The 22,787-nt window shown below is 67.8% G+C and carries 20 protein-coding genes and 2 pseudogenes; 13 read left to right on the top strand and 9 right to left on the bottom strand.

All coding sequences use genetic code 11. The features are described from left to right. The first annotated feature begins 18 nt into the window (after positions 1–18). On the top strand, positions 19–738 hold the full coding sequence (locus CA237_RS06695) for a Crp/Fnr family transcriptional regulator (protein WP_066693425.1): 720 nt from the start codon (positions 19–21) through the stop codon (positions 736–738). Between the two features lie 105 nt (positions 739–843). Then, on the top strand, positions 844–3,762 hold the full coding sequence (locus CA237_RS06690; protein WP_084401772.1) for a M16 family metallopeptidase: 2,919 nt from the start codon (positions 844–846) through the stop codon (positions 3,760–3,762). Between the two features lie 279 nt (positions 3,763–4,041). On the opposite strand, the gene CA237_RS06685 is transcribed toward CA237_RS06690, so the two are convergent. The 3 genes and pseudogenes from CA237_RS06685 to CA237_RS06675 all read right to left on the bottom strand — a co-directional run. Further along, a complete protein-coding gene (locus CA237_RS06685; protein WP_066693390.1) occupies positions 4,042–5,262 on the bottom strand; it encodes an MFS transporter in 1,221 nt (406 codons plus the stop codon). A 223-nt stretch (positions 5,263–5,485) separates the two neighbouring features. Continuing rightward, a complete protein-coding gene (locus CA237_RS06680; RefSeq protein ID WP_066693388.1) occupies positions 5,486–5,968 on the bottom strand; it encodes a hypothetical protein in 483 nt (160 codons plus the stop codon). Between the two features lie 29 nt (positions 5,969–5,997). Next, positions 5,998–6,198 (bottom strand): annotated as a pseudogene (locus CA237_RS06675) (MFS transporter); the annotation flags it as partial. A 407-nt stretch (positions 6,199–6,605) separates the two neighbouring features. Between CA237_RS06675 and CA237_RS06670 the strand changes: the two are divergent. Then, positions 6,606–6,995, top strand: coding sequence for a hypothetical protein (locus CA237_RS06670; RefSeq protein WP_066693384.1), 390 nt, complete (start codon positions 6,606–6,608; stop codon positions 6,993–6,995). Between the two features lie 32 nt (positions 6,996–7,027). Here CA237_RS06670 and CA237_RS06665 read toward each other — a convergent pair. Beyond that, positions 7,028–7,423 (bottom strand): annotated as a pseudogene (locus CA237_RS06665) (glucosaminidase domain-containing protein); the annotation flags it as partial. 570 nt (positions 7,424–7,993) lie between these two features. After that, the gene (locus tag CA237_RS06655; RefSeq protein ID WP_066693380.1) at positions 7,994–9,784 is read right to left on the bottom strand and encodes an AMP-dependent synthetase/ligase; all 1,791 of its coding nucleotides are present in this window, start codon (positions 9,782–9,784) and stop codon (positions 7,994–7,996) included. A gap of 101 nt (positions 9,785–9,885) precedes the next feature. Here CA237_RS06655 and ggt point away from each other — a divergent pair, with 101 nt between their 5' ends. Further along, entirely contained in the window at positions 9,886–11,625 is a 1,740-nt protein-coding gene (ggt, locus tag CA237_RS06650) for a gamma-glutamyltransferase (protein WP_066693378.1), read from the top strand. Positions 11,626–11,838: 213 nt separating this feature from the next. Here ggt and CA237_RS06645 read toward each other — a convergent pair whose 3' ends face one another. Together CA237_RS06645 and CA237_RS06640 are read right to left on the bottom strand one after the other, a co-directional pair. Beyond that, positions 11,839–12,516, bottom strand: coding sequence for an HPP family protein (locus CA237_RS06645; protein WP_066693416.1), 678 nt, complete (start codon positions 12,514–12,516; stop codon positions 11,839–11,841). After that, positions 12,516–13,502, bottom strand: a complete 987-nt coding sequence (locus CA237_RS06640; protein ID WP_066693376.1) for a quinone-dependent dihydroorotate dehydrogenase — start codon at positions 13,500–13,502, stop codon at positions 12,516–12,518. The genes CA237_RS06645 and CA237_RS06640 overlap by 1 nt, the downstream gene beginning before the upstream one ends. Positions 13,503–13,886: 384 nt before the next feature. Here CA237_RS06640 and CA237_RS06635 point away from each other — a divergent pair, with 384 nt between their 5' ends. From CA237_RS06635 to CA237_RS06595, 9 genes are all read left to right on the top strand, one after another. Beyond that, a complete protein-coding gene (locus CA237_RS06635; protein WP_066693373.1) occupies positions 13,887–14,315 on the top strand; it encodes an SUF system Fe-S cluster assembly regulator in 429 nt (142 codons plus the stop codon). Further along, positions 14,315–15,778 (top strand): Fe-S cluster assembly protein SufB, encoded by a 1,464-nt coding sequence (sufB, locus tag CA237_RS06630; protein ID WP_066693371.1) that lies wholly within the window; start codon positions 14,315–14,317, stop codon positions 15,776–15,778. Before CA237_RS06635 ends, sufB begins: the two co-directional genes overlap by 1 nt. Beyond that, positions 15,775–16,071, top strand: a complete 297-nt coding sequence (locus CA237_RS06625) for a hypothetical protein (RefSeq protein WP_066693367.1) — start codon at positions 15,775–15,777, stop codon at positions 16,069–16,071. The genes sufB and CA237_RS06625 overlap by 4 nt, the downstream gene beginning before the upstream one ends. 43 nt (positions 16,072–16,114) lie before the next feature. Then, complete coding sequence (gene sufC, locus CA237_RS06620; RefSeq protein WP_126013427.1) at positions 16,115–16,858, top strand: Fe-S cluster assembly ATPase SufC; 744 nt, start codon at positions 16,115–16,117, stop codon at positions 16,856–16,858. A 142-nt stretch (positions 16,859–17,000) separates the two neighbouring features. Beyond that, positions 17,001–18,077 carry a SufD family Fe-S cluster assembly protein gene (locus CA237_RS06615; protein WP_066693363.1) on the top strand — a complete coding sequence of 359 codons (1,077 nt, stop codon included), beginning with the start codon at positions 17,001–17,003 and terminating at the stop codon, positions 18,075–18,077. Beyond that, entirely contained in the window at positions 18,056–19,279 is a 1,224-nt protein-coding gene (locus tag CA237_RS06610) for a cysteine desulfurase (protein ID WP_066693360.1), read from the top strand. The genes CA237_RS06615 and CA237_RS06610 overlap by 22 nt, the downstream gene beginning before the upstream one ends. Beyond that, positions 19,276–19,734: an SUF system Fe-S cluster assembly protein gene (locus CA237_RS06605; RefSeq protein ID WP_066693357.1), complete on the top strand. Its 459-nt coding sequence runs from the start codon at positions 19,276–19,278 to the stop codon at positions 19,732–19,734. The genes CA237_RS06610 and CA237_RS06605 overlap by 4 nt, the downstream gene beginning before the upstream one ends. Continuing rightward, entirely contained in the window at positions 19,734–20,081 is a 348-nt protein-coding gene (locus CA237_RS06600; RefSeq protein WP_066693354.1) for an iron-sulfur cluster assembly accessory protein, read from the top strand. The genes CA237_RS06605 and CA237_RS06600 overlap by 1 nt, the downstream gene beginning before the upstream one ends. A gap of 22 nt (positions 20,082–20,103) precedes the next feature. Further along, positions 20,104–22,134 (top strand): TonB-dependent receptor, encoded by a 2,031-nt coding sequence (locus CA237_RS06595; RefSeq protein ID WP_241215445.1) that lies wholly within the window; start codon positions 20,104–20,106, stop codon positions 22,132–22,134. Between the two features lie 28 nt (positions 22,135–22,162). Here the strand turns inward: CA237_RS06595 and CA237_RS06590 are convergent, their stop codons facing one another. Both CA237_RS06590 and CA237_RS06585 read right to left on the bottom strand, forming a co-directional pair. Next, positions 22,163–22,489: a hypothetical protein gene (locus CA237_RS06590; protein WP_066693349.1), complete on the bottom strand. Its 327-nt coding sequence runs from the start codon at positions 22,487–22,489 to the stop codon at positions 22,163–22,165. A 50-nt stretch (positions 22,490–22,539) separates the two neighbouring features. After that, positions 22,540–22,743: a hypothetical protein gene (locus CA237_RS06585; protein ID WP_066693348.1), complete on the bottom strand. Its 204-nt coding sequence runs from the start codon at positions 22,741–22,743 to the stop codon at positions 22,540–22,542. Positions 22,744–22,787 lie beyond the last annotated feature (44 nt).

The raw sequence follows: 22,787 nt of genomic DNA, 5'->3' as shown, positions 1-22,787 counted from the left end.
CAGAAGGGGAACGTGCCCGTGATCGAGACGCATCTGGCGAAACTGCGCGCACGCGACACGATTTCCGAGGAGGAGGAGCAGGTCATCCGTGCCTCGCTGGGCGAGGTGCGCGAATTGCGGGCGCACGTCACCTGCATCCGCGCCGGCGAGCGGCTGAGCGCGAGCACGCTGCTGCTCGACGGGTTGATGTGCCGCTACAAGGATCTGCCGGGCGGCGAGCGGCAGATCACCGAATTGCATGTCGCGGGCGACTTCCTCGACCTGCACAGCTTTTCGCTGAAACAGCTCGACCATAATGTCATGGCGCTGACCCCGTGCCGCGTCGTGCTGGTGCCGCATGCCAAGCTGACCGAGATTACCGAGACCCAGCCGCATCTGGCGCGGGTCTACTGGTTCCTGACCGCGCTCGATGCCGCGATCCACCGCGAATGGGAATTGTCGCTCGGCCGGCGCAGCGCGATCCAGCGGATCGCCCACCTGATGTGCGAGTTGCGCGTGCGGCTGGGCCTGATCGGGCAGGCGGACGATGACGGCTTCTCCCTGCCGCTGACCCAGTCCGACCTGTCCGACTGCACCGGCCTTACCCCGGTCCATGTCAACCGCACGCTGCGCGACCTGCGCGAACGCGGGCTGATGGATTTTCGCGGGCGGCGGGTGACGATCCATGATCTTGCCGGGCTGACCGCGCTGGCCGAGTTCGACGATTCGTACCTGTATCTGCGTCGCGAGGAGCGTTGAGGCCAAGCTGAGCCGGGGCTGAACCAGAGGCGCGTTTCGCCTTTATATTTGCAGCGCGCTGTCGATACTGGTCGGGCCGTTGCAACGACGCTACACCTGCCGCCCATGGCATCTTCGTTTCGTCTGGCCACGGGTGCGTTCACGACCCTGGCCCTGATCGCCGCGCCGCTCGCTGCGCAGACCCCGCCCGCATCGCCCGCGCCCGCATCGCCGGCCCCCGCGCGCCAGCTTCCACCGCTGGAGCCGGTGGCGCAGGGGCCGGACACGCCGTGGCTGTTCAAGGGCAGCGACATTCCGCCCGACCGGTCATGGACCTATGGCGTGCTGTCCAACGGCCTCAAATATGCGGTGCGCAAGAATGGCGTGCCGCCGGGGCAGGTCGCGATCCGCGTCGCGATCGGCACCGGATCGCTGATGGAAACCGACAGCGAGCGCGGCTTCGCGCACCTGATCGAACATCTGACCTTCCGCGGGTCGGTCCATGTGCCCGATGGGGAATCGAAGCGGGTGTGGCAGCGTCTGGGCGTCACTTTCGGCTCCGACAGCAATGCGTCGACCAGCTTTACCCAGACGGTCTACAAGCTCGACCTGCCCTCCGCTACGCCCGCCGGGTTGGACGAGAGCATGAAGATCCTGTCGGGGATGATGGCCGAACCGACGCTGACCCAGGCGGCGCTCGACGCGGAACGGCCGGTGGTGCTGTCCGAACAGCGCGAACAGCCCGGGCCCCAGGTCCGCTTCGGCGATGCGGTGCGCGCGCTGTTCTTCGCCGGGCAGCCGCTGTCCGACCGCTCGCCGATCGGCAATGTCGACACGTTGCAGGCGGCGACCGCCGCCAGCGTGAAGGCGTTCCACGACCGCTGGTATCGTCCCGATCGCGCGATCATCGTCATCGCCGGTGACGCCGATCCCGCCATCCTCGAAGCGATGGTGAAGAAGCATTTCGCAGGCTGGCAGGGCAACGGCCCGTCGCCGGCCGAGCCGAAGTTCGGATCGCCCAAGGCGGGCGAGCCGGTGGCGGCGGCGGTGAGCGAACCGACCATGCCGACGCTCGTCCAGATGGCGGTGCTGCGACCGTGGACGGTCGGTGACGACACGATCCTGTTCAACCAGGAACGCATGATCGACCAGATTGCGCTCCGCATCCTCAACCGCCGGCTGGAAAGTCGCGCGCGTGCCGGGGGCAGCTATATCTCGGCCGGAGCGAACCTCGACGACGTGTCGCGATCGGCCAACATCACCCAGCTGTCGATCCTGCCGCTGGGCGACGACTGGGCGGCGGCGCTGCGCGACGTGCGTCAGTCGATCGCCGACGCGATGCGCACTGCGCCTACCCAGGCGGAGATCGACCGCGAGGTCGCCGAAATCCGCGCGGGCATGGAGAATGAGGTGCGCACTGCGCCGGTGACGGCGGGCGCGCTGCTCGCCGACAATCTGATCGCGGCGACCGACATTCGCGAAACCGTCGCCGGGCCGGAAACGTCGCTGCGCATCTTCGAAGGGGCGGTGACCAAGAAGTTCTTCACCCCGGCACGCGTGCAGGCGGCGACGAGGAAGGTCTTTGCCGGCACCGCCACCCGCGCGATCGTCAACACCCGCACCCCCGATCCGACCGCGCAGACCAAGCTGACCGCCGCGCTGACGCAGAAGATCGCCGGCAGCGCGAGCCGGCGCAGCGGGCAGGGGGCGATCGGCTTCGACCGGCTGCCTTCGCTCGGCAAGCCGGGTGCGATCACCGCGCGCAGCATGGCGCTGAGCGATCCGCCGATCGAGCGCGTCGACTTCGCCAATGGCTCGTCGCTGCTGCTGTTCCCGAACGAGTCCGAAACCGGCAAGGTCTATGTCCGCGTCCGGTTCGGCCGGGGGCTGAACGCGCTGCCGGCCGACCGGCGTACGCCCGCTTTCGCCGCCGACCTCGCGCTGGTGGCGTCGGGCATCCAGACGCCGAAGGGCGTACTGGGGCAGGAGGAGCTCGACCGGCTGACCGGCGGGCGGCAGATCGGGCTGTCCTTCGGGATCGACGACGACGCGTTCAGCCTGTCGGGGATCACCACCGCCGCCGACCTCGCCGACCAGCTCAAGCTGATCGCGGCGAAGCTGCAATCGCCGGCATGGGACCCCGCGCCCGTCGCCCGCGCGCGGGCGGTGATGCTGGCGAGCTATGATGCGCTGGGCGCCTCGCCCGACGGCGTGATGGCGCGCGACCTCGACGCGCTGCTCCACGATAACGACCCGCGCTGGGGCACGCCCGACCGCAAGGAGATCGAGGCGCTGACCCCGGCGGCGTTCAAGGCGCTTTGGGCGCCGCTGCTCGCCTCTGGTCCGATCGAGGTGCAGGTGTTCGGCGACGTGCAGCAGCAGCCGGCGATCGACGCGGTTGCCGCGACCATCGGTGCGATGGCGCCACGTCCCGCCGCGAACACCCCGCCGCCGCCGGTCCGTTTTCCGGCGCATGTCGCGACACCTGTCACCCGCACCCATAGCGGCCAACCCAACCAGGCCGCCGCCGCCATTGCATGGCCGACCGGTGCGGGCAGCGCGGGCCTGACCGAAAGCCGCAAGCTGGAGGTGCTGGCCGCCGTGTTCCGCGACCGGCTGCTCGATCGCCTGCGCAGCCAGGCAGGCGTCAGCTATTCGCCGAATGTCGACAATGGCTGGCCGGTCGGCCTGCCCGGCGGCGGGCGGATCATGGCGATCGGCATGGTGCCGCCGGACAAGACCGGCTTCTTCTTCGACCTCGCCCGCGAACTGGCCGCCGATCTGGTCAAGACGCCGGTGCCCGAGGACGAACTGGACCGCGCCAAGCTGCCGGTGATCCAGATGATCGCCCGCATGTCGAGCGGCAACATGTTCTGGATGAACCAGACCCAGGGCGGCACCCGCGACCCCGCGCGACTGGCGGCGATCCCGGGCATCATCAACGACATCCGCGCAACGACCCCGGCCGAGTTGCAGGCACTGGCCGCAAAATATCTGGTGCCGGCCAAGGACTGGTCGATGCAGGTGCTGCCGGAGAAGAAGTAAGGCTCCTCCCCGGAACGGGGAGGGGGACCATCCGGAGGATGGTGGAGGGGGGTGTCCGCGCACGAACCGGTGGCGGACGCCCCTGACTTTTAGAAAGAAGGTAGGGGTTCGCGCGGAAGCGCGGAGACGCGGAGGGGTTGCGTTCCGGGCGAAGCGCTCGCGAACGGGAGACCTTGCGTGACCGGATAGGCTGATAGTGAGGCCGCTGACGCGGGGAACGCTGGCACAAGGCGCAACCCCTTCGCGTCTCCGCGCCTCCGCGCGAACCCCTACCTGCTTCTACGCCTCCACAACCTGACGAACCGGTGCGCCTGCCAGCACCGCGAGCCCCCAGATCGCAAACCCGCCCAGCGCCAGCCCGGCGCCGACGATCCCCGTCGAGGTCCAGCCATAGCCGGCCGCGATCGCCAGTCCGCCGGCCCATGGCCCGATGGCGTTGGCGGTGTTGAACGCCGAGTGGTTGAGCGACGCCGCCAGACTCTGCCCCTGCTGCGCGATGTCCATCAGCCGCGTCTGGAGCACGGTGCCGAGTGCCCCACCGATACCGATCAGGAACACGATCGCCAGCATCGACCATAGCTGCCCCGCCGCGAGCGGATAGAGCGCCAGCGTCCCCGCGCTCCATAGCAGCAGGCTGCCGGCGGTCGGCATCAGCGCGCGGTCGGCGAAGCGCGGCACGACCAGATTGCCGAAGGTCATGCCCGCGCCGAATACTGCCAGCACCACCGGTACCATCGCCGGCGCGGCGCCGGTCACCTCGATCAGCGTCGAGGCAAGATAGGTGTACACCGCGAACATCCCGCCAAAGCCGATCGCGCCGATGCCGAGCGTCAGCCACAACTGCCCTGATTTCAGCACGCCCAGCTCGGCCAGCGGGCTGGCTTGTACGTCCGGCCGGTCATGCGGCGCGGCCCAGGCGACCATCGCCATCGTCGCCGCCGCCAGCACCGCGACTACGCCGAAGCCCCAACGCCAGCCCAGCGCCTGCCCCAGCGCATTGGCCAGCGGCACGCCGACGATCGTCGCGACGGTCAGCCCCAGCATCACCCGCCCGATCGCCTGGGTCCGCTTCTCCGGGGGGACCAGCGATGCGGCGACCAAAGCGGCAATCCCGAAATAGGCGCCATGCGGCAACCCGCTGAAGAAGCGCGCGACCAGCATCGCCTCATAGGTCGGGGCCAGCGCGCTCGCCGCATTGGCGATACCGAAGCACGCCATCAGCGCGATCAGCACCGTCCGCCGCGCCATCCGCGCGGTCATCACCGCCAGCAGCGGGGCGCCGACGACTACGCCCAGCGCATAGGCGCTGATGACATGCCCCGCCGTCGGCTCGTCGATGCCGAGGCCGGGGGCGAAGAACGGCACGAGGCTCATCGTCGCGAACTCGGTCGTCCCGATCGCAAAGCCACCCAGCGCGAGCGCGAGATGGACGAGGGCAGGGCTACGGGTCGGGGTCACAGGCACGCTCCTTGCTGCAACGCAGCATTCGAAGCGCGCCATATGGGAAGGGGTCGGGGCAGTTCAACAATGAATAGCTATGCGGTGGCAAAGGGCGCTGCCGAATGCCGGCACTGTCGTGTTCGCCCCAACCGTCATCCCCGCGAAGGCTGGGATCTCCCGGTTATGCTTGGGGCAGGAGCCGCTTGAGGAACTAGCTTTTGCTGGGGCGACGCGCTGGTTCGGGCGGATCGGCAGCAAGCTTCGGCCTGGTCGCCGCTGCGCGCTACCGCGACGCGAAGTGGATCAGGACGCGGCGGTCCGGCAGCAGCATCGCAAAGCCGGTAGAGTACAGGTCCGATGCGAACGGCCGTCCGTCCGACACGGAGCGGTCGAAGACATAGTCCTTACCCCGCCGGTGCCGGGCGAGATCGATATCGGCCAGCAGCCACGCGGGCGGCGCGGCGACCGTGACCGGCTGCGTTGCCGGGGCCGATTCGAGCGCGCGGGCGATCTTGGCGGCATCGCCCTCGGAATAGCGGACTACGACCCACAACGCCCGGTCGGTCGGGCCGAAGCCGTCGTCCCTGCCGACGGGGTCGAGCGACCACCGCGCCTCGACCGGCACGGGTTGCAGCGTGACGAGCTTTCGCAACGTGGCGACGTCGTTCCGTGCGCCTTCGACCATATCTGCCGTGCTCTTCGAACAGCCGGGCGACCCTGCCATGACCAGCGCCCCGATCGCGAGCGTCCGGGCCAGCCGCTTCACGTCCGGTTTCGGATGCGGCGGTTGTCGTCGACCACGACGCCTAGCGCATAGGCGCTGATGACATATCCCGCCGTCAGCTCGCAAATGCCGAGGCCCGGCGCGAAGAACGGCACGAGGTTCATCGTTGCGAACTCGGTCGTCCCGATCGCAAAGCCACCCAGCGCGAGCGCGGGATGGACAGGGCAGGGCTGCGGATCGGGGGCACCGGCACGCTCCTTGTTTTGGTGCAGGTTCGGAAGCGGGCGATATGGGATAGGGTATCGCCGGTTCAACGGTGAATAGCTATGCGCGACGTCCTGGCGTCTGCCTGTGACGGCAACGTTTTTTTCCCCGTCATTGGGGTTCCAAACTTTCCTGCCACCTTTGCGACCGTTGTCTGGGATCGGGCAACGCCGACCTGCGTTACCTCGCAACTGCTCAGGATGCCGGCGTTGGAATGGTAACCGGAACTGCGCTTCACGCCTGGTACAGGCCCTACACGTATGACAAGCGTGGAATCGGAGGTGGATGGATGCGATCTGTATCGGGAACGGTTCGGGCGGTTGTGCTGGCTTCGGCTATGTTGGTGTCTGGCGTAGCCGGTGGTTTGCCGGCAGTCGCAACCGGTGTCCACGCGGCTGGGCAGTGGCCGACTTATGTGAATGCGCGCTACGGCTATCGCGTCTGCTATCCAGCCGGACTGCTTCGGCCGGCTGCAGAGGCCCCGAACGGCGATGGGCGCCGCTTCAACGGCGCGGGTGGTGCCGTCTTGCGCGTTTGGGGCAGCAATAACGCGCTGAACGACACGGTTGCCTCGAGCGCGGCCGAGGATCGCAAACGGCTGACCCAAAACGGGCAGGTGAGCTATGCCGTGACGCGTCCGAACTGGTATGTGCTGTCGGGACGTCAGAATGGTCAGATATTCTATCTAAAATCGATGCTTGCCCACGGTACGTTCAGCACGATGGAGTTGCGCTACCCCGCAGCGGCGCAACGCCAATGGGCGCCGGTCGTCGCGCGCCTGTCGAAGTGCTTCAGCGCCGCATAGGCCAGACGGGGAGAACCGTTCCAGGGACGGCCTTACCGCACGTTAAATCGATAGAAGTTGTTGCTGTTCATCAGAGACTTCAGCTTCCGACCATAGCCTGGATCGGTTGCATAGACGCCGGTCAGCGCATCCGCGAAGGCGTTCGGGTCGGGCAGGGTCGCTCGCGCGTTACGATAGGGGCGACCGGTCGCGAGCAACCTGCCATGGTGATCGAATGCGTCCGCGATCGAGGCAAAGGCGCGAAATCCAGCGCGGATGCGGACGCGCTGGCCGTTGATGACTTCTTCGGTGCCGGTGCTGACCGATGGTTCACCACGCCTGGCCTTGATGCCGAAGGGATTGTTGCTGCCGGGAGGCATTCGGCTGCCCCATGCGCTTTCCAAGGCCCATTGGGCTAGCGTGACGGAAGCGGGGATGCCCCAACGTGTCTGAGAGGCCTGGCGGCACGGATTACCGCATCGGGTGGCGTGCGCCCGCGCGCGGCCATGGTATCGGGAGTCGGTGGCGTTGCGCGGGTAACTGGGACCGCCGGCCCAGGCGTGCGTGGAGGACGACGCGAAACAGGGGGTGCAACAGGTGGCGGTGCCTTGCGTACTTCAGCCCGGGGAATGCTGTGCACGCGCCTGGCGCCGTTGAGCGCACGCAGTGTTGGCCCACCCGGATCGACGCGACCATCGGGCTGGCGCACGATGCCGTGGCGGCGTTGCCAGCGGGCAATGAGATCTACGGTAAGTGGACCGGCATCGCCATCGATCACCAGCGGCCGGACGCCGGAGGGTAGATGTTCGTTGAGCAATTGCTGTACGGCGGCCACATCGGGCCAGCGATTAAGCCCGCCCCGGCCCACGGATCCGGCAAGGCGCACTTCGGCTGCATGGCGCATCTTCCACCTTCTCTATGTCGTCGTTCGATGACGCAGCCGATTAACGCAGATCGAGCCGCTGGGATGCGTCACGTCGGCCGTCCGTATTGCGACGCCACAGGCTCGTCGGCCGCGATCAATTTCGGTACAGCGCGTCCAGCCGCTCGCCATACACCTCTTTCAACACATGCCGCCGGATCTTCAGGCTGGGCGTCAGCTGCTGGTTCTCGATGGTGAAGGGTTCGTCGGCGATGATGAAGCGGCGGATGCGTTCGGTGACCGACAGGTCCTTGTTGACCCGCTCCACCGCCGCGCCGAGCGCCGCGCGATAGTCGCTGTCCTCGCGCAGCTTCGCGAAGTCGCAGCGTGCTCCGCCCTTCGCACAGAATTGCTGGGTCCATTCGGCGTCGGGCACGATCACCGCGACCATATAGGGGCGCCGGTCGCCCGCGATCATCGCCTGCGCGATCTCGTTCTGCAGGGTCAGCATCCCCTCGACCTTTTGCGGCGCGACATTGTCGCCCTTGTCGTTGACGATGATATCCTTCTTGCGGTCGGTGATGCGGATGCGGCCCTTGGCGTCGATCTCGCCGATATCGCCGGTGTGCAGCCAGCCGTCCTTGAGCACGCGCGCCGTTTCCGCCTCGTTGCGCCAATAGCCGTGCATGACCAGTTCGCCGCGCACCAGGATTTCGCCGTCCTCGGCGATGCGGACCTCGGTCTCGGCGAGCGGCGGACCCACCGTGTCCATCTTGATCCCCGCCGCCGGGCGGTTGCACGAGATGACCGGCGCCGCCTCGGTCTGGCCATAGCCTTGCAGGAAGCACAGGCCGAGCGACTGGAAGAACCCGCCGACTTCCGGGTTGAGCGGGGCGCCGCCCGACACCATCGCCTTCAACCGCCCGCCGAAGCGCTTGCCGACCTTGGGTTTGAGCAGCGTGTCGACCAGCAGCTTGGTCGGCCGGTCGAGCAGGGTGGGGCCGTTCTCCTTGCCCCCGATCGTGACGGCGCGGTCGAGCAGCCACGACGATACGCGGCCCTGTTTCTGCACCGCCTTGGTAATGCGGGTGCGCAATACCTCGAACAGGCGGGGGACGACGACCATGATCGTCGGGCGGACTTCCTCGATATTGCTGGCGAGCTTGTCGAGGCCTTCGCTATAGTAAATCTGCCCGCCCAGCGCGATCGGGAAGTGCTGGCCGCCGGTATGTTCATAGGCGTGGCTGAGGGGGAGGAACGACAGGAACACCTCGTCGTCCCAGCCGAAATCCTCCGAGATGACGGTGCAGCAGCCATTGACGTTGTGCAGGATCGCGCCGTGATGCTGCATGACCCCACGCGGGGACCCGCCGGTGCCCGAGGTGTAGATGATGCAGGCGAGGTCGTCGCGGGTGAAATCGGCCTGCGCCGCGACGCTCGCCGGGTCGGCGGGGTGCCGGGCGATCAGGTCGTGCCAGTCGTGGAATTCGAGGCTGCCCTGCTGCGCGGTCTTCATCCGTTCGATCATGATGATCTTTTCGGACGACTGGGTGGTGCGCAGCGCGGCGGGGAGGACGGTGCGCGCCAGCTTTTCGGTCGACACGATGATCGCGCAGGCGCCCGAATTCTCGATGATATGGCCATGGTCGCGCACGGTATTGGTGACGTAGGTCGGCACGGTCACGCAGCCGGCCGCCATGATCGCCAGGTCGGAGATGCACCATTCGGGCCGGTTCTCGCTGACCAGCATCACCCGGTCCCCGCGCTTCAGCCCGATCGCCTTGAGCGCCGTGGCGAGGCTGGCGACCTGTCGCGCGGCATCGGCCCAGCTGATCGACTGCCATGCGCCCGCCTGTTTGCTCCACAGGAACGGCGCGTCGCCGCGTTCGGCCGCCCGCGTAAAGAACATCGCGACCAGATTGGGGAATCGTTCCAGTTGCCGGGCCATTGCTTATCCTTCTCCTGTCGCCGGGTGTAGGCAGGCGGAACCGGTACGGCAACGTTCGACAGCGGGTGACGGGGGCGACCGCGTTGGTTAGACAGGCGGTCATGAAGATGTTCGCCACCACCGTCGCCGCGCTCGCCACCGTCACGCTGGGGGGCTGCAACGTCCTGCCCTTCGGGAAGAAGGAGGTGGCGACGTCTGCGACACAGGCGCCGCCGACCGCGCCGGCGGGACAGGCGCAGAAGTTCGTGATCTCGGCCAACCCGATCGCCAGCGAGGCGGGGATGGCGGTGCTGCGCAAGGGCGGCAGCGCGGTCGACGCGGCGATCGCGGTTCAGGCGATGCTGTCGCTGGTCGAACCGCAAAGCTCCGGCCTCGGTGGCGGCGCGTTCCTGACCTATTTCAACGCGAAGACCGGCAAGGTCGAAATCTATGACGGGCGCGAGGTTGCGCCCGCCGGCGCCACGCCGACCATGCTGATGGGCGCCGATGGCCAGCCGCTGCCCTTTGCGCAGGCGGTGCTGAGCGGGCGGGCGACCGGGGTGCCGGGCGCGGTCAGGATGCTGGGGCAGGCGCATGCCGACCATGGCACGCTCGCCTGGAACCAGTTGTTCGACGATGCGGAAGAGGTCGCGCGCAAGGGGTTCGTGATCTCGCCCCGGCTCGGTCGGTTCCTGGGCGGCAAGTCGCCGCAGTTGCAGGCGGAGGATGTCCGCCGTTACTTCAAGGGCAAGGGCGGGGCGCTCGCCACCACCGGCGACCGGATCAGGAATGGCGACTATGCCGATTTCCTGAAGCGGCTGGCCAAGCAGGGGCCGGACGCGCTGTACACCGGCAAGACCGCCGAGCGGATCGTGGCGAAGACCACCAGCGGCAGCCTGCCCGGCACGATGACGCTTGCCGACCTCGCCGCCTATCGCGCGGTGAAGCGCGATCCGCTGTGCGGCAACTGGCGCGCGTACATCGTCTGCACGCCGCCGCCGCCGTCGAGCGGGGTGGGGCTGCTCGAGCTGCTCGCGATCCTCGGCCGCACCGATATCGACAAGCGCGGGCCGAACGACCCGCAGAGCTGGTATCTCTTCGCCGAGGCGAGCCGGCTGATGTATGCCGATCGCGACCTGTATGTCGGCGATCCCAAGTTCGTGAACGTGCCGGTCGCAGGGCTGCTCGCCCCGGCCTATATCGCCGAGCGGGCGAAGCTGATTGGCCCGTTCGCCGGACCCGCCCCGGCGGCGGGCGTGCCGGCCGGGGTGGTGACGGCGGCGGCGGACACGACGCGCGAGCCGGCGGGCACGTCGCATTTCATCGTCGGTGATGCGCAGGGCAATGTCGTGTCGATGACGACCACGGTCGAGAGCTTCTTCGGCACCGGGCGGATGGTCGACGGCTTCTTCCTGAACAACCAGATGACCGACTTCGCCTTTTCACCGCGCGATGCGCAGGGCCGGCCTGCGGCCAATGCGGTGGCACCGGGCAAGCGGCCGCGGTCGTCGATGACGCCGCTGGTGATGATCGACCGGCAGGGCAAGTTCGCCGGGGCGCTGGGATCGGCGGGCGGCAATGCGATCCTCGCCTATGTCGGCAAGTCGCTGGTCGGTGCGGTCGAATGGAAGCTGACCATGCAGCAGGCGCTGGCGCTCCCCAACCTCGTCGCGCGGGGCAGCAGTTTTCAGGGGGAGGTGACGAAGTTCTCGCCGGAAATCCTGAGCGGGCTGGCGGCACGGGGTGTCCGGTTGCAGCCGGGGCAGGGCGAGGATTCGGGGCTGCACGGGGTCATCATCCGCGACGGGAAGGTCGATGGGGGTGTCGATCCGCGGCGTGAGGGTAAAGTGATCGTGGAGTAGAAGGTTGGTTCGCGCGAAGGCGCGAAGGTACGAAGAAGAAGGACGAGGGGTTCGCGCAGAGGCGCGGAGACGCGGAGGAGGTGCATTTGCGGCTCCGTCTCGCGTCAGCCAGACCTTCGCTCTTCCGGAAGCCAGCAGCATGAAGGCCGCTGGCGCGGCTGACCGATCCGCGAACGCAACCCCTCCGCGTCTCCGCGCCTCTGCGCGAACCCCTTACTTCTTCCGCCGAACCGTCGCGAAATGTTCGGCCCGTTCGAGCAGCAGCGTCAAATCCTCCCGCGCGATATCGAACGCGTCCGGCGTCTCCGCCAGCGCGGCGTCGATATCCTCCAGCCGGACCCCGCCCGGCTCCACTGCCGCCTGAATCGCGGCGGGGGTCGCCGGCTGGTGCGGATAGCTGAGTGCGGTCATGCGGTGATAGAAGATGCCGATCGACACCAGCGCGATCGAATTGATCCCGACCGGCGCGAAGGCGAAGGCATAGCCCGCATCATGGATGCCCGCACTGCCGATCACCGCCGTCAGCGCCGCCGCCCCGCCCGGCGGATGCAGGCAGCGGCACAGCGACATGAGGAGAATGGCGAGGCCCACCGCGACCCCGGCGGCGATCGTCACATTCGGGATCGCCTGGAACACCGCGACACCGACCAGCGTCGACAGGATGTTGCCGCCGACCACCGGCCAAGGCTGGGCGAGCGGACTGGCCGGCACCGCGAACACCAGCACCGCCGATGCCCCCAGCGGCGCGACGATGATCGGCAGGTCGCCCTCGATCCACGGCACCTGCGCGCAGACGACCATGGTCAGCGCGATGCCGATGCCCGCACCGATGCAGGCGACGACCCGCCGGCCGAACCCGGCATTGGCGAGCAGCGAACGGAACAGCCGGATCACAATCCGTCGACGATCCGCCGGGCGAGGCCGGGGCCTTCATAGACCAAAGCGCTATAGAGCTGGACGAGGCTGGCCCCGGCGTCGAGCCGCCGCCGCGCTTCGTCCGCCGATCCGACACCGCCGGCCGAAATCAGGGGGATCGCACCGTCCGCAATCTCGCGCGCCTCGACCAGCTTGGCGAGTGCCAAGGGGGCGAGCGGCGCGCCCGACAGCCCCCCGGTCTCTTTCGCATTCGCCGACCGCAGCGTATCGGGGCGCGAGATGGTGGTGTTAGACACGATCAGCGCATCGATCCCGCCATCGACCGCCGCGCGGATCGCGACCTCCAGTCCCTCGCGCGACAGGTCGGGCGCGACCTTCAGGAACAGTGGTACGCGCTTGCCACCGACATGGCGCGCGGCGTCGCTCGCGGCGATCAACTGCCCCAACTCGGGCTGCGATTGCAGGTCGCGCAGGCCCGGCGTGTTCGGGCTGGAAATGTTTATCGTGACATAATCGGCGAGCGGCGCAGCCTTGGCGACCGCCGTCCCGTAATCGGCGATGCGGTCGGTCGAATCCTTGTTCGCGCCGACATTGATGCCGATGATGCCGGGGCGGGGGGTGAGCGCCGCGACCCGTGCCAGCGCCGCGTCGATCCCGCCATTGTTGAAGCCGAGCCGGTTCACCACGCCCCGGTCCTCGGGCAGGCGGAAGATGCGCGGCTTGGGATTGCCCGGCTGCGGCTGGGGGGTCAGCGTGCCGACCTCGACGAATCCGAAGCCTAACCCCAGGAACCCGGCGACCGCCCGCGCATCCTTGTCGACCCCTGCCGCCAGCCCGACCGGATTGGGGAAGCGAATGCCCGCCACCGTCACCGCGTGTTTGTCGTCGGTGCGGGGGGCGAGCGGTGCGCCGGCTTTCCCCCACGCCTCCAGCGTGGCGATCGTCAACGAATGCGCGCGTTCGGCGTCGAGGGCGAAGAGAAGCGGGTGATACCAGGCCATATGCGGCGCTCTATCGTTCAGCGGCGACGGAAGGAAGATTCGGTTTCACGCGAAGGCGCGAAGGCGCGAAGAAGAGAGTGGTTCGCGCAGAGGCGCGGAGGAGGTTCGCTCGCCACCCCGTCTCGCGTCAGCGAGACCTTCATACTTGCGGCAACCAACAGGATGAAGGCCGCTGGCGCAGCTGACCGATCCGCGGGCGCAACTCCTCCGCGCCTCCGCGCCTCTGCGCGAACCATTCTTCCTTCTTCTCTTCGCACCTTCGCGCGAAACCAAATCCTCGAGCCCCCAAACAATCGATCACAACGATCGACAGAAACCCGGTTGACCTCACGCCCCCGCGCGACCACATGCCAATCCGACCGGAATGATCCGATTAAGGAATCCATGCGCCTTTCCAGCCTTGCCGACTATGCCGTCGTCCTGCTCGCCGCCACCGCGCGGCGGGGCGGCGATGCGCGCGTGACGGCGACCGTGCTGGCGGAGGAAACCGGCCTGCCGCTGCCGACGGTGCAGAAGCTGGTCAGCCGCCTGTCCGCCGCCGGGCTGATCGAAACCGGGCGCGGCACCGGCGGCGGTTTCCGCCTTGCCCGCGCCCCGCAGGCGATCGACCTGGCGCAAATCATCGAGGCGATCGAGGGGCCGATCGCGCTCACCACCTGCGTCGACGCCGCGCGGCATGATTGCGCGGTGGAGACGAACTGCATGATCCGCCCCCATGCCGGCACGGTCAACGCCGTGGTCCGGGGCGCTCTGGCGGGCGTGACGCTCGCCCAACTCGCGAACACCGGGGCGATGCCCCAAGAGGTAGTGTGATGGCCACCAAGAATGCCGAGGCGCTCGCCGCCGCGAACAAGAAGTACGAGTGGGGTTTCTCCTCGGACATCGAACAGGACTTCGCGCCCAAGGGGCTGAGCGAGGACACCGTCCGCTATATCAGCGCCAAGAAGGGCGAGCCCGAATGGATGCTCGACTGGCGGCTGAAGGCGTTTCGCCTGTGGCAGACGATGGAGGCGCCCGACTGGGCCAAGCTGAACCTCGATCCGATCGACTATCAGGACGCGTACTATTACGCGGAGCCGAAGAAGAAGCCCTCGCTGTCGTCGTTGGACGAGGTCGATCCCGAAATCCTGCGCGTCTATGAAAAGCTCGGCATCCCGATCGAGGAGCAGAAGGTGCTCGCCGGGGTCGAAGGGTCGCGCAAGGTTGCGGTCGATGCCGTGTTCGACAGCGTGTCGGTGGCGACGACCTTCCGCAAGGAACTCGAAGCCGCCGGCGTCATCTTCCGCTCGATCAGCGAGGCGATCCGCGAATATCCCGAGCTGGTCCGCAAGTGGCTGGGCAAGGTCGTTCCGCAACGGGACAATTTCTTCGCGACTCTGAACAGCGCGGTCTTCTCGGACGGCACCTTCGTCTACATTCCGGAGGGCGTGCGCTGCCCGATGGAGCTGTCGACCTATTTCCGGATCAACGCCGAGAATACCGGTCAGTTCGAACGGACGCTGATCGTCGCCGACAAGGGCTCTTACGTCAGCTATCTCGAAGGCTGCACCGCGCCGATGCGCGACGAGAACCAGCTGCACGCGGCGGTGGTCGAGCTGGTCGCGCTCGACGATGCCGAGATCAAATATTCGACCGTTCAGAACTGGTATCCCGGCGACGAGAACGGGAAGGGCGGCATCTATAATTTCGTGACCAAGCGCGCCTTGTGTCAGGGCAGGAACAGCAAGGTGTCGTGGACGCAGGTCGAGACTGGCTCCGCGATCACCTGGAAATATCCGTCCTGTGTGCTGGCGGGTGAGAACTCGGTCGGCGAATTCTATTCGGTCGCGGTGACGAACAATCGCCAGCAGGCCGATACCGGCACCAAGATGATTCATCTGGGCAAGGGGTCGCGCTCGACCATCGTGTCGAAGGGGATCAGCGCCGGGCGCAGCGACAATACCTATCGCGGGTTGGTGCGCGTCGGTCCTTCGGCGGAGGGCGTGCGCAACTTTACCCAGTGCGACAGCCTGCTGCTCGGCGACCAGTGCGGCGCGCACACCGTGCCGTACATCGAGGTCAAGAACCCCTCGGCCCAGATCGAGCATGAGGCGACGACGTCGAAGATTTCCGAGGATCAGATGTTCTACGCGATGCAGCGTGGGCTGGATTCGGAAGCGGCGGTCGCGCTGATCGTCAACGGCTTCGCCCGCGAAGTCCTGCAGCAGCTGCCGATGGAGTTCGCGGTCGAGGCGCAGAAGCTGCTCGGCATTTCGCTTGAAGGGTCGGTGGGGTGATCGCGCTGCTGCTCGCGCTGCAGGCGGTCGCGCCGACCGCGCCCTATGCCGACTGCCTGTCGGAGCGGATCAATGCGGACGCGCGCATGGAGAAGCCGCCGACCGAGGCCGCGGCCCGCGTCGCGATTTTCGACGACGCGGCCAAGGCGTGCGCACCGGTGCGGGCGAAGGTCGCTAAGGCGCATGGCCCGATGCTCGACAAGATCGATGCGTCGATGAAGGCGGTGCTGACCAACCCGGACGCCGCCGAGGCCGAGTTCGGCACCGAACCGGTCGCGGGCGAGACGCCGTAAGATTTGGATCTGCGGGCCTGACCCCGCACGAACAGGACGGAACATGCTGAAGATCGACAATCTCCACGCCGAAATCGACGGCAAGGAAATCCTCAAGGGCCTCTCGCTCAGCGTCAATGCGGGCGAGGTCCATGCTATCATGGGGCCGAACGGCGCGGGCAAGTCGACGCTCGGCTATGTGCTGGGCGGGCGTCCCGGCTATGAAGTGACCGAGGGCAGCGTGACCTTCGCGGGTGAGGACCTGCTGGAGATGGAGGCCGATGCCCGCGCCGCCGCCGGCCTGTTCCTCGGCTTCCAGTATCCGGTCGAGATTCCCGGCGTGTCGAACGTCCAGTTTCTGCGCGAAAGCCTGAACAGCCAGCGCCGCGCCCGCGACGAAAAGCCGCTGTCGGGCGCCGAATTCCTGAAGCTCGCCCGTGCCCAGGCGGACGGCCTCGGCATGGACATGGACATGCTGAAGCGGCCGGTGAATGTCGGCTTTTCGGGCGGCGAGAAGAAGCGCAACGAGATGGTGCAGATGGGCATCCTCGACCCCAAGCTCGCCATTCTCGACGAAACCGACAGCGGCCTCGACATCGACGCGCTGCGCATCGTCGGCGACGGCATCAACCGCATCATGCGCTCGCCGGACAAGGCGGTTATCCTCATCACCCACTACCAGCGGCTGCTCGACTATGTGCAGCCGGATTTCGTGCATGTACTCGCCGATGGCCGCATCGTGCGCTCGGGCGGGCCGGAACTGGCGCACGAGCTGGAACGCGAAGGTTATGGAGCGGTGGCGGCATGATGACCTTGCAGATCCTCCCCGCTCGCGGGGAGGGGGACCAGCCGCAGGCTGGTGGAGGGGGATTGCCCCAGATGCTGCGTTCGTGGAGGTCCCCCTCCACCATGCTGCGCATGGTCGCCTTCCCCGTGCCGGGGAGGATCTGATGGCCACTCTTCCCACAAACCGTGACGAGGCGTTCCGCTGGACCGATCTTGCCGCGCTGACCGCAGCTGCTACTTCGGCGCGGGGCGCGGTGGCGAGTGCGGAAGGCTATTGGCTCGACCTCGCCGGCCCGCGCATCCTGTTCGTCGACGGCGTCTATGCGGCCGACCGGAGCACGCCGGGTCATGTCGCGCTGTCCCCGTTGACGCTCGACACCGCGCACCCGCTGGGCGTGCAGGCATCCGGTGCGGCGGGCTGGTCGATCGACCTGTCGGCGGCGGAGATCGTTGATACGGTGCAGATCGTCCATGTCGCGACCGGGGCGGAGAACCATCTGCCCGCGCGCCTGACGCTCGACGAGGATGCGGTCGCGTCGGTCGTCGAGACCTATGTCGGCAACGGCTGGACCAATCGCCTGACGCAGATCGACCTCGAACGCGGCGCGCGGCTGATGCGCAGCGTCCGCTTGCTACAAACGGACGGCTTCGTATCGATCCGCGACGAAGCGGTGGTGGGCGAGGCGGCAAGCCTCGTATCGCAGTTCCTCGGCGCCGGCGGCATGGGCAGCCGCATCGACGCGCTGTTGACGCTGGATGGGGACGGTGCGTTCGTCGATTATGGCGGCGCGCTGCTGACGCGCGACGACCAGCGGCAGGAATGTGCCGTCGCCGTCCGCCACGCTGCCCTGAACGGCTCCAGCCGCCAGACCTGGCGCGCGGTCGCCGCCGATCGCAGCCAGGCGAGCCTCGCCGCCCGCGTCGAGGTTGCCCGCGGCGCGCAGAAGACCGATGGCGAACAGTCGCTGCGTGGCCTGCTGCTGCAACGCACGGCGACGGTGAACCTGAAGCCCGAACTCGAAATCTTTGCCGACGACGTGAAGTGCGCGCACGGCGCGACAGTCGGCGAACTCGATGCCAAGGCGCTGTTCTACCTGCGCAGCCGCGGCGTGAGCGAAGCGCGGGCCAAGGCATTGCTGACCACCGCCTTCGTGGCGGACGCGCTTGACCGGATCGGCGACGAGACGGTGCGCGAAGCCTTTGCCGCCGATGCCGATGCATGGCTGGAAGCGGCGCTTTGAGCGGCACCACCCCCCTCGACCGCGTGAGCGACTTTCCGGCGATTCCCGCCGGCTGGTCGTATCTCGACACCGCCGCGACCTCGCAGAAACCGCAGGCGGTGATCGACGCGATCACGCGGGCCTATGATACGACCTACGCCACCGTGCATCGCGGCGTGTATCAGCGCTCGGCCGACATGACGCTCGCCTATGAAGCCGCGCGGCGTCGCGTGGCATCGTTCATCGGCGCCGGCGGGCCGGAGGAATGCGTGTTCGTGCGCGGCGCGACCGAGGGGATCAACCTGATCGCTCAAGGCTGGGCCGAACGGCATTTGAAGGCCGGCGACCGCATCCTGCTGTCGATGCTCGAACATCATTCGAACATCGTGCCATGGCAGCTGATCGCCGAACGCATCGGCGTGGCGATCGACGTCGTGCCGCTGACGCAGGACGGGCGGATCGATCTCGACGCGATGGCGGCGATGATCCAGCCGGAGCACAAGCTGGTATCGCTGGCGCATGTGTCGAACGTGCTAGGCTCGGTCCTCGACGCGCGGCGGGCTGCGGATATCGCGCATTCGGTCGGCGCGAAGCTGCTGCTCGATGGCTGCCAGGCGGTGCCGCGCGTGGCGGTCGACGTCGCCGCGCTCGACTGCGATTTCTACGTCTTTTCCGGGCACAAGCTCTACGGCCCGACCGGTATCGGCGTGCTGTGGGGCCGCCCCGAACTGCTCGAAGCGATGCATCCGGTGCAGGGCGGCGGCGCGATGATCGATCGTGTGACGTTCGAGCGCACCACCTATGCGCCACCGCCCGCTCGGTTCGAGGCGGGGACGCCGCATATCATCGGTGCGCTCGGGCTCCACGCCGCGATCGACTATGTCGACAGTATCGGGCTGGACGCGATCCATGCGCATGAAACCGCACTGGTCACCGCTGCCCGCGACGCACTCGGCCGGATCAACTCGGTCCGGTTGCTCGGGCCGGACGATGCCGCCGGAATCGTCAGTTTCGTGGTGGAGGGGGTGCATCCGCACGATGTCGGCACCATCTTGGACGAGGAACGGGTCGCGATCCGTGCCGGCCATCATTGCGCACAGCCGCTGATGGACGTGCTGGGCGTCCCCGCCACCGCGCGGGCGAGCTTCGGCGTGTATAACGGACGGTCCGATGTCGATGCGCTGGTGCGCGGACTGGAACGGGTAAGCAGGATTTTCGGATGAACGACGAACGCAGCTTTCAGGTCGAGGAGGTCGACGCCGTGACGTCGCCGCCGCGCGCGCGCGTGACCGACGCGGACCAACCACGCCGCCGCGACTATCTGGGCGATTTCCTGGCGAAGAAGCCCGAGCCGGTATCGACCGGCGAACCGGGCGGCGACGTGTATGAAGCCGTCATCGCCGCGCTCAAGGAAATCTTCGATCCCGAAATTCCGGTCAATATCTACGACCTAGGGCTGATCTACGGCGTCGACGTGGCGGACAACGGCCATGTCGCGGTGACGATGACGCTGACCACGCCGCATTGTCCGGTCGCGGAATCAATGCCGGCCGAGGTCGAACTGCGCGTGTCGGCGGTGCCGGGCGTGTCGACCGCCGACGTCAATCTCGTCTGGGACCCGCCATGGGACCCGCAGAAGATGTCGGACGATGCCAAGCTCGAACTGGGAATGCTGTAATGGCCACGCGCGTCCGCCCCGCCGCGATCATCCTGACGCCCAATGCCGAACGCCGGGTCGCCGACCTGATGGCGAAGGCGCCCCCGGAAGCAATCGGCGTCAAGCTGTCGACCCCGCGCCGAGGCTGTTCGGGGCTCGCCTATTCGGTCGATTACGTCACCACCGCCAATGCGATGGACGAACGGATCGAGACGCCGGGCGGCACCTTCTTCGTCGATGGCGGATCGATCCTCTACCTCATCGGTTCGACGATGGACTGGGTCGAGGACGATTTTACCGCGGGCTTCGTCTTCGCCAATCCGAATGCCAAGGGCGCGTGCGGGTGCGGGGAGAGCTTCACGGTCTGATCGTCCCTGTTGGGGGACAGGCGTGAAGCGTTTCTGGTTGGTGTTGGCCGCGTGGCCGGGCGTGGCGGCGGCGCAGGACGCGCCGGAGATCGTCGTTACCGGGCGCGGCCTTGCCGATGCGCCGGGCGACCGGGTCTATGACATCGTCACGCTGGAGCGCGATCGCATCCTGTCGTCCGCGAGCGGCCGGGTAGAGGATGTGCTGCGCGACGTCGCCGGGCTCCAGCAATTCCGCCGTTCCGATTCCCGCAGCGCCAATCCGACGTCGCAGGGGATCACCTTCCGCGGCCTCGGCGGCAATGCCTCCAGCCGCGCGCTGCTGCTGCTCGACGGCGTGCCGCAGGCCGACCCGTTCGGCGGCTGGGTCGCCTTTCCCGCCTATGCGACCGATCGGCTGGGCCGGGTACGCGTCACGCGTGGCGGGGGTAGCGGCGTTGCCGGTCCGGGAGCGCTGGCGGGTACGATCGAACTCGACAGCGCAGGGCCAGGTGATCTGAGCCCGTTTGCGGCATCGATCGCCGGGGGCAGCCGTGCGTCGATCGATGCGCGCGGATCGGCGGCATTGGTGCGCAGCGGCGGGTTCGCCACCCTGTCCGGCGCCTATGCGCGTGGCGACGGCTTCGTGCCCATCGTGCGCGAGGATCGCGGTACGGCCGACCGTGCCGCACCGTTCGAACAGGCCAGCGCCGCCGCCCGCGCCGTGGTGCAGATCGCACCCATGACCGAATTGCAGGCCAATGTGTCGGCCTTCACCGACAGCCGCGACCGGGGTCTCGACTTCACCGACAATCGCAGCGAAGGGGCGGATGCCAGCCTCCGCTTAGTCGGGCGCGGGCCGCTCGGCTGGTCGCTGCTCGGTTATCTCCAGACCCGCGCCTTCGCCAGCCGTTTCGCCAGCGTCGGGGCGGGGCGGGCGTCGACCGCGCTGACACTCGACCAGTATAATGTCCCTGCGACCGGCATCGGCGGCCGAGCGGAGATCGCGCCCGAATGGGGCGGGGTGTCGCTCCGCCTGGGTGGCGACCTGCGCGTGGTGACCGGCGAGACGCAGGAACGTTACACCTATGTCGCAGGCAACCCGACCCGGCGGCGGGTCGCCGGCGGGCGCAACACCACGGCCGGCCTGTTCGCCGATGCCAGCGTCACTAGCGGCGATCTCGTGTTCAGCGCCGGTGGCCGGATCGACCGCTGGGCGATCGGCGATGGCCGGTTGCAGGAAGCCGCCCTGACCGGTGCGACGCTGACCGATCAGCGCTTCGTCGATCGGCAGGGATGGGAGCCGACCGGACGCGCGGGCGTCGCCTGGACGCCGGCCGATCCGCTGACGCTGCGACTGGCCGGCTATCGCGGCTGGCGGTTGCCGACGCTCAACGAACTCTATCGCCCGTTTCGGGTCGGCGCGGATGCGACCGCTGCCAATGCCGCGCTTGCCCCCGAAACGCTATGGGGCGCGGAGGCCGGCGTGGAATTGCGGCCGGCAGCCGGCGTCCGCTTCGCCGCGACCGCCTTCGCCAACGATCTGCGCGATGCCATCGCCAATGTGACGGTCGCGAACGGCCCCGGCACCTTCCCCGGCGTCGGCTTCGTGTCGGCGGCCGGCGTGTTCCGGCGCCGCGCGAATCTCGATCATGTGCGGGTGAAAGGGATTGAACTGGATGCATCGGGGCGGGTCGGACCGATCGAAGGGCGGCTGTCCTACGCCTATACCGATGCACGGGTCTGCGACATGGGTGCGCTGGATGGCCTGCGCCCGGCCCAGACGCCGGCGCATAGCGGATCGGCGACGCTCGGCTGGCGCCGCGACCGGTGGCAGGCGTCCGCAACGCTGCGCCATGTCGCCGGGCAATATGAGGATGACGCGAATCTGCGTCGCCTGTCGGCTGCAACGACGCTCGATCTTTTCGCCACGCTGCCGGCGACTCGCTGGCTGGCGTTCGAGGCACGGGCGGAGAATGTGACCGACACGCGGATCGAGACTGCGATCGGTGGGGACGGTGTCGTCGAACGGGCCGCGCCCCGTACCTTATGGCTGGGGGTACGGCTGGGCGGCTGATCGCGGATCGATCCGCCGCCCGGCTGGGTCAGGCGCCGGTCTGCGACGCCATGCTGCCGCGCGGCTCGACCATCGTCGGCACCGGGCCGGTCGCCGGGCGCAGTGCCTCGCGATCGGCAGCGGAAACCGGTGCGGTCGGATCGGGACGGAAGGCTTCAGGCGCGCGGTCGGTCGGGCCGGGACGATCCTTGTCCAGCGCCAGATCGGGCGCGGCATGGCCTTCGGTCGGTTTGCGCCGAGCCAGCAGCACGCCGAACAGGCCGACGGCAATGCCGGTGGCGGCCAACGCGACAGTACGCAGCGTCGAAACGCCTGCGGTGCGCGATTTCGGCTTGTGTTTCTTATGGTTGGCCATGGTCGATCCCTTCGCTGTTCACCGGTCCAACGACCGGCACAGCGACAGGTTCAACCGATGGTTTCGCTCCGGCGGACGGTCGCCGCTTCGCGGATCAGCCGCTGTTCGGTCGTGCGCTCGGCGCGGTCGGCCATTTCGGTCCATGCCTGTTCGGCACGGCGGCAGCGTTCGCGGACATTGTCCAGCGTCGCGGCTTCAGCATTGGCGCGCTCCACGGCGGCGCGGGCACGATAGGCTTCGGCGGTGTCGGCCAAGAATATCCTCCAAGCAAAAGGGGCGGGCGGAGATCGCTCCGCCC

This window comes from Sphingomonas sp. ABOLH (genome assembly GCF_003951715.1).
GTDB classification, from domain to species: domain Bacteria; phylum Pseudomonadota; class Alphaproteobacteria; order Sphingomonadales; family Sphingomonadaceae; genus Sphingomonas; species Sphingomonas hankookensis_A.
Note: the sequence above shows the minus strand (reverse complement) of the source record. Positions and strands in the feature narration are given on the sequence as shown.

Coding starts and splice junctions, on each gene's coding strand:
- CA237_RS06690 (WP_084401772.1), top strand. CDS start 844: ATGGCATCTTCGTTTCGTCTGGCCACGGGTGCGTTCACGACCCTGGCC.
- CA237_RS06685 (WP_066693390.1), bottom strand. CDS start 5,262: ATGGCGCGCTTCGAATGCTGCGTTGCAGCAAGGAGCGTGCCTGTGACC.
- CA237_RS06655 (WP_066693380.1), bottom strand. CDS start 9,784: ATGGCCCGGCAACTGGAACGATTCCCCAATCTGGTCGCGATGTTCTTT.
- ggt (WP_066693378.1), top strand. CDS start 9,886: ATGAAGATGTTCGCCACCACCGTCGCCGCGCTCGCCACCGTCACGCTG.
- CA237_RS06640 (WP_066693376.1), bottom strand. CDS start 13,502: ATGGCCTGGTATCACCCGCTTCTCTTCGCCCTCGACGCCGAACGCGCG.
- CA237_RS06635 (WP_066693373.1), top strand. CDS start 13,887: ATGCGCCTTTCCAGCCTTGCCGACTATGCCGTCGTCCTGCTCGCCGCC.
- sufB (WP_066693371.1), top strand. CDS start 14,315: ATGGCCACCAAGAATGCCGAGGCGCTCGCCGCCGCGAACAAGAAGTAC.
- sufC (WP_126013427.1), top strand. CDS start 16,115: ATGCTGAAGATCGACAATCTCCACGCCGAAATCGACGGCAAGGAAATC.
- CA237_RS06615 (WP_066693363.1), top strand. CDS start 17,001: ATGGCCACTCTTCCCACAAACCGTGACGAGGCGTTCCGCTGGACCGAT.
- CA237_RS06610 (WP_066693360.1), top strand. CDS start 18,056: ATGGCTGGAAGCGGCGCTTTGAGCGGCACCACCCCCCTCGACCGCGTG.
- CA237_RS06605 (WP_066693357.1), top strand. CDS start 19,276: ATGAACGACGAACGCAGCTTTCAGGTCGAGGAGGTCGACGCCGTGACG.
- CA237_RS06600 (WP_066693354.1), top strand. CDS start 19,734: ATGGCCACGCGCGTCCGCCCCGCCGCGATCATCCTGACGCCCAATGCC.
- CA237_RS06590 (WP_066693349.1), bottom strand. CDS start 22,489: ATGGCCAACCATAAGAAACACAAGCCGAAATCGCGCACCGCAGGCGTT.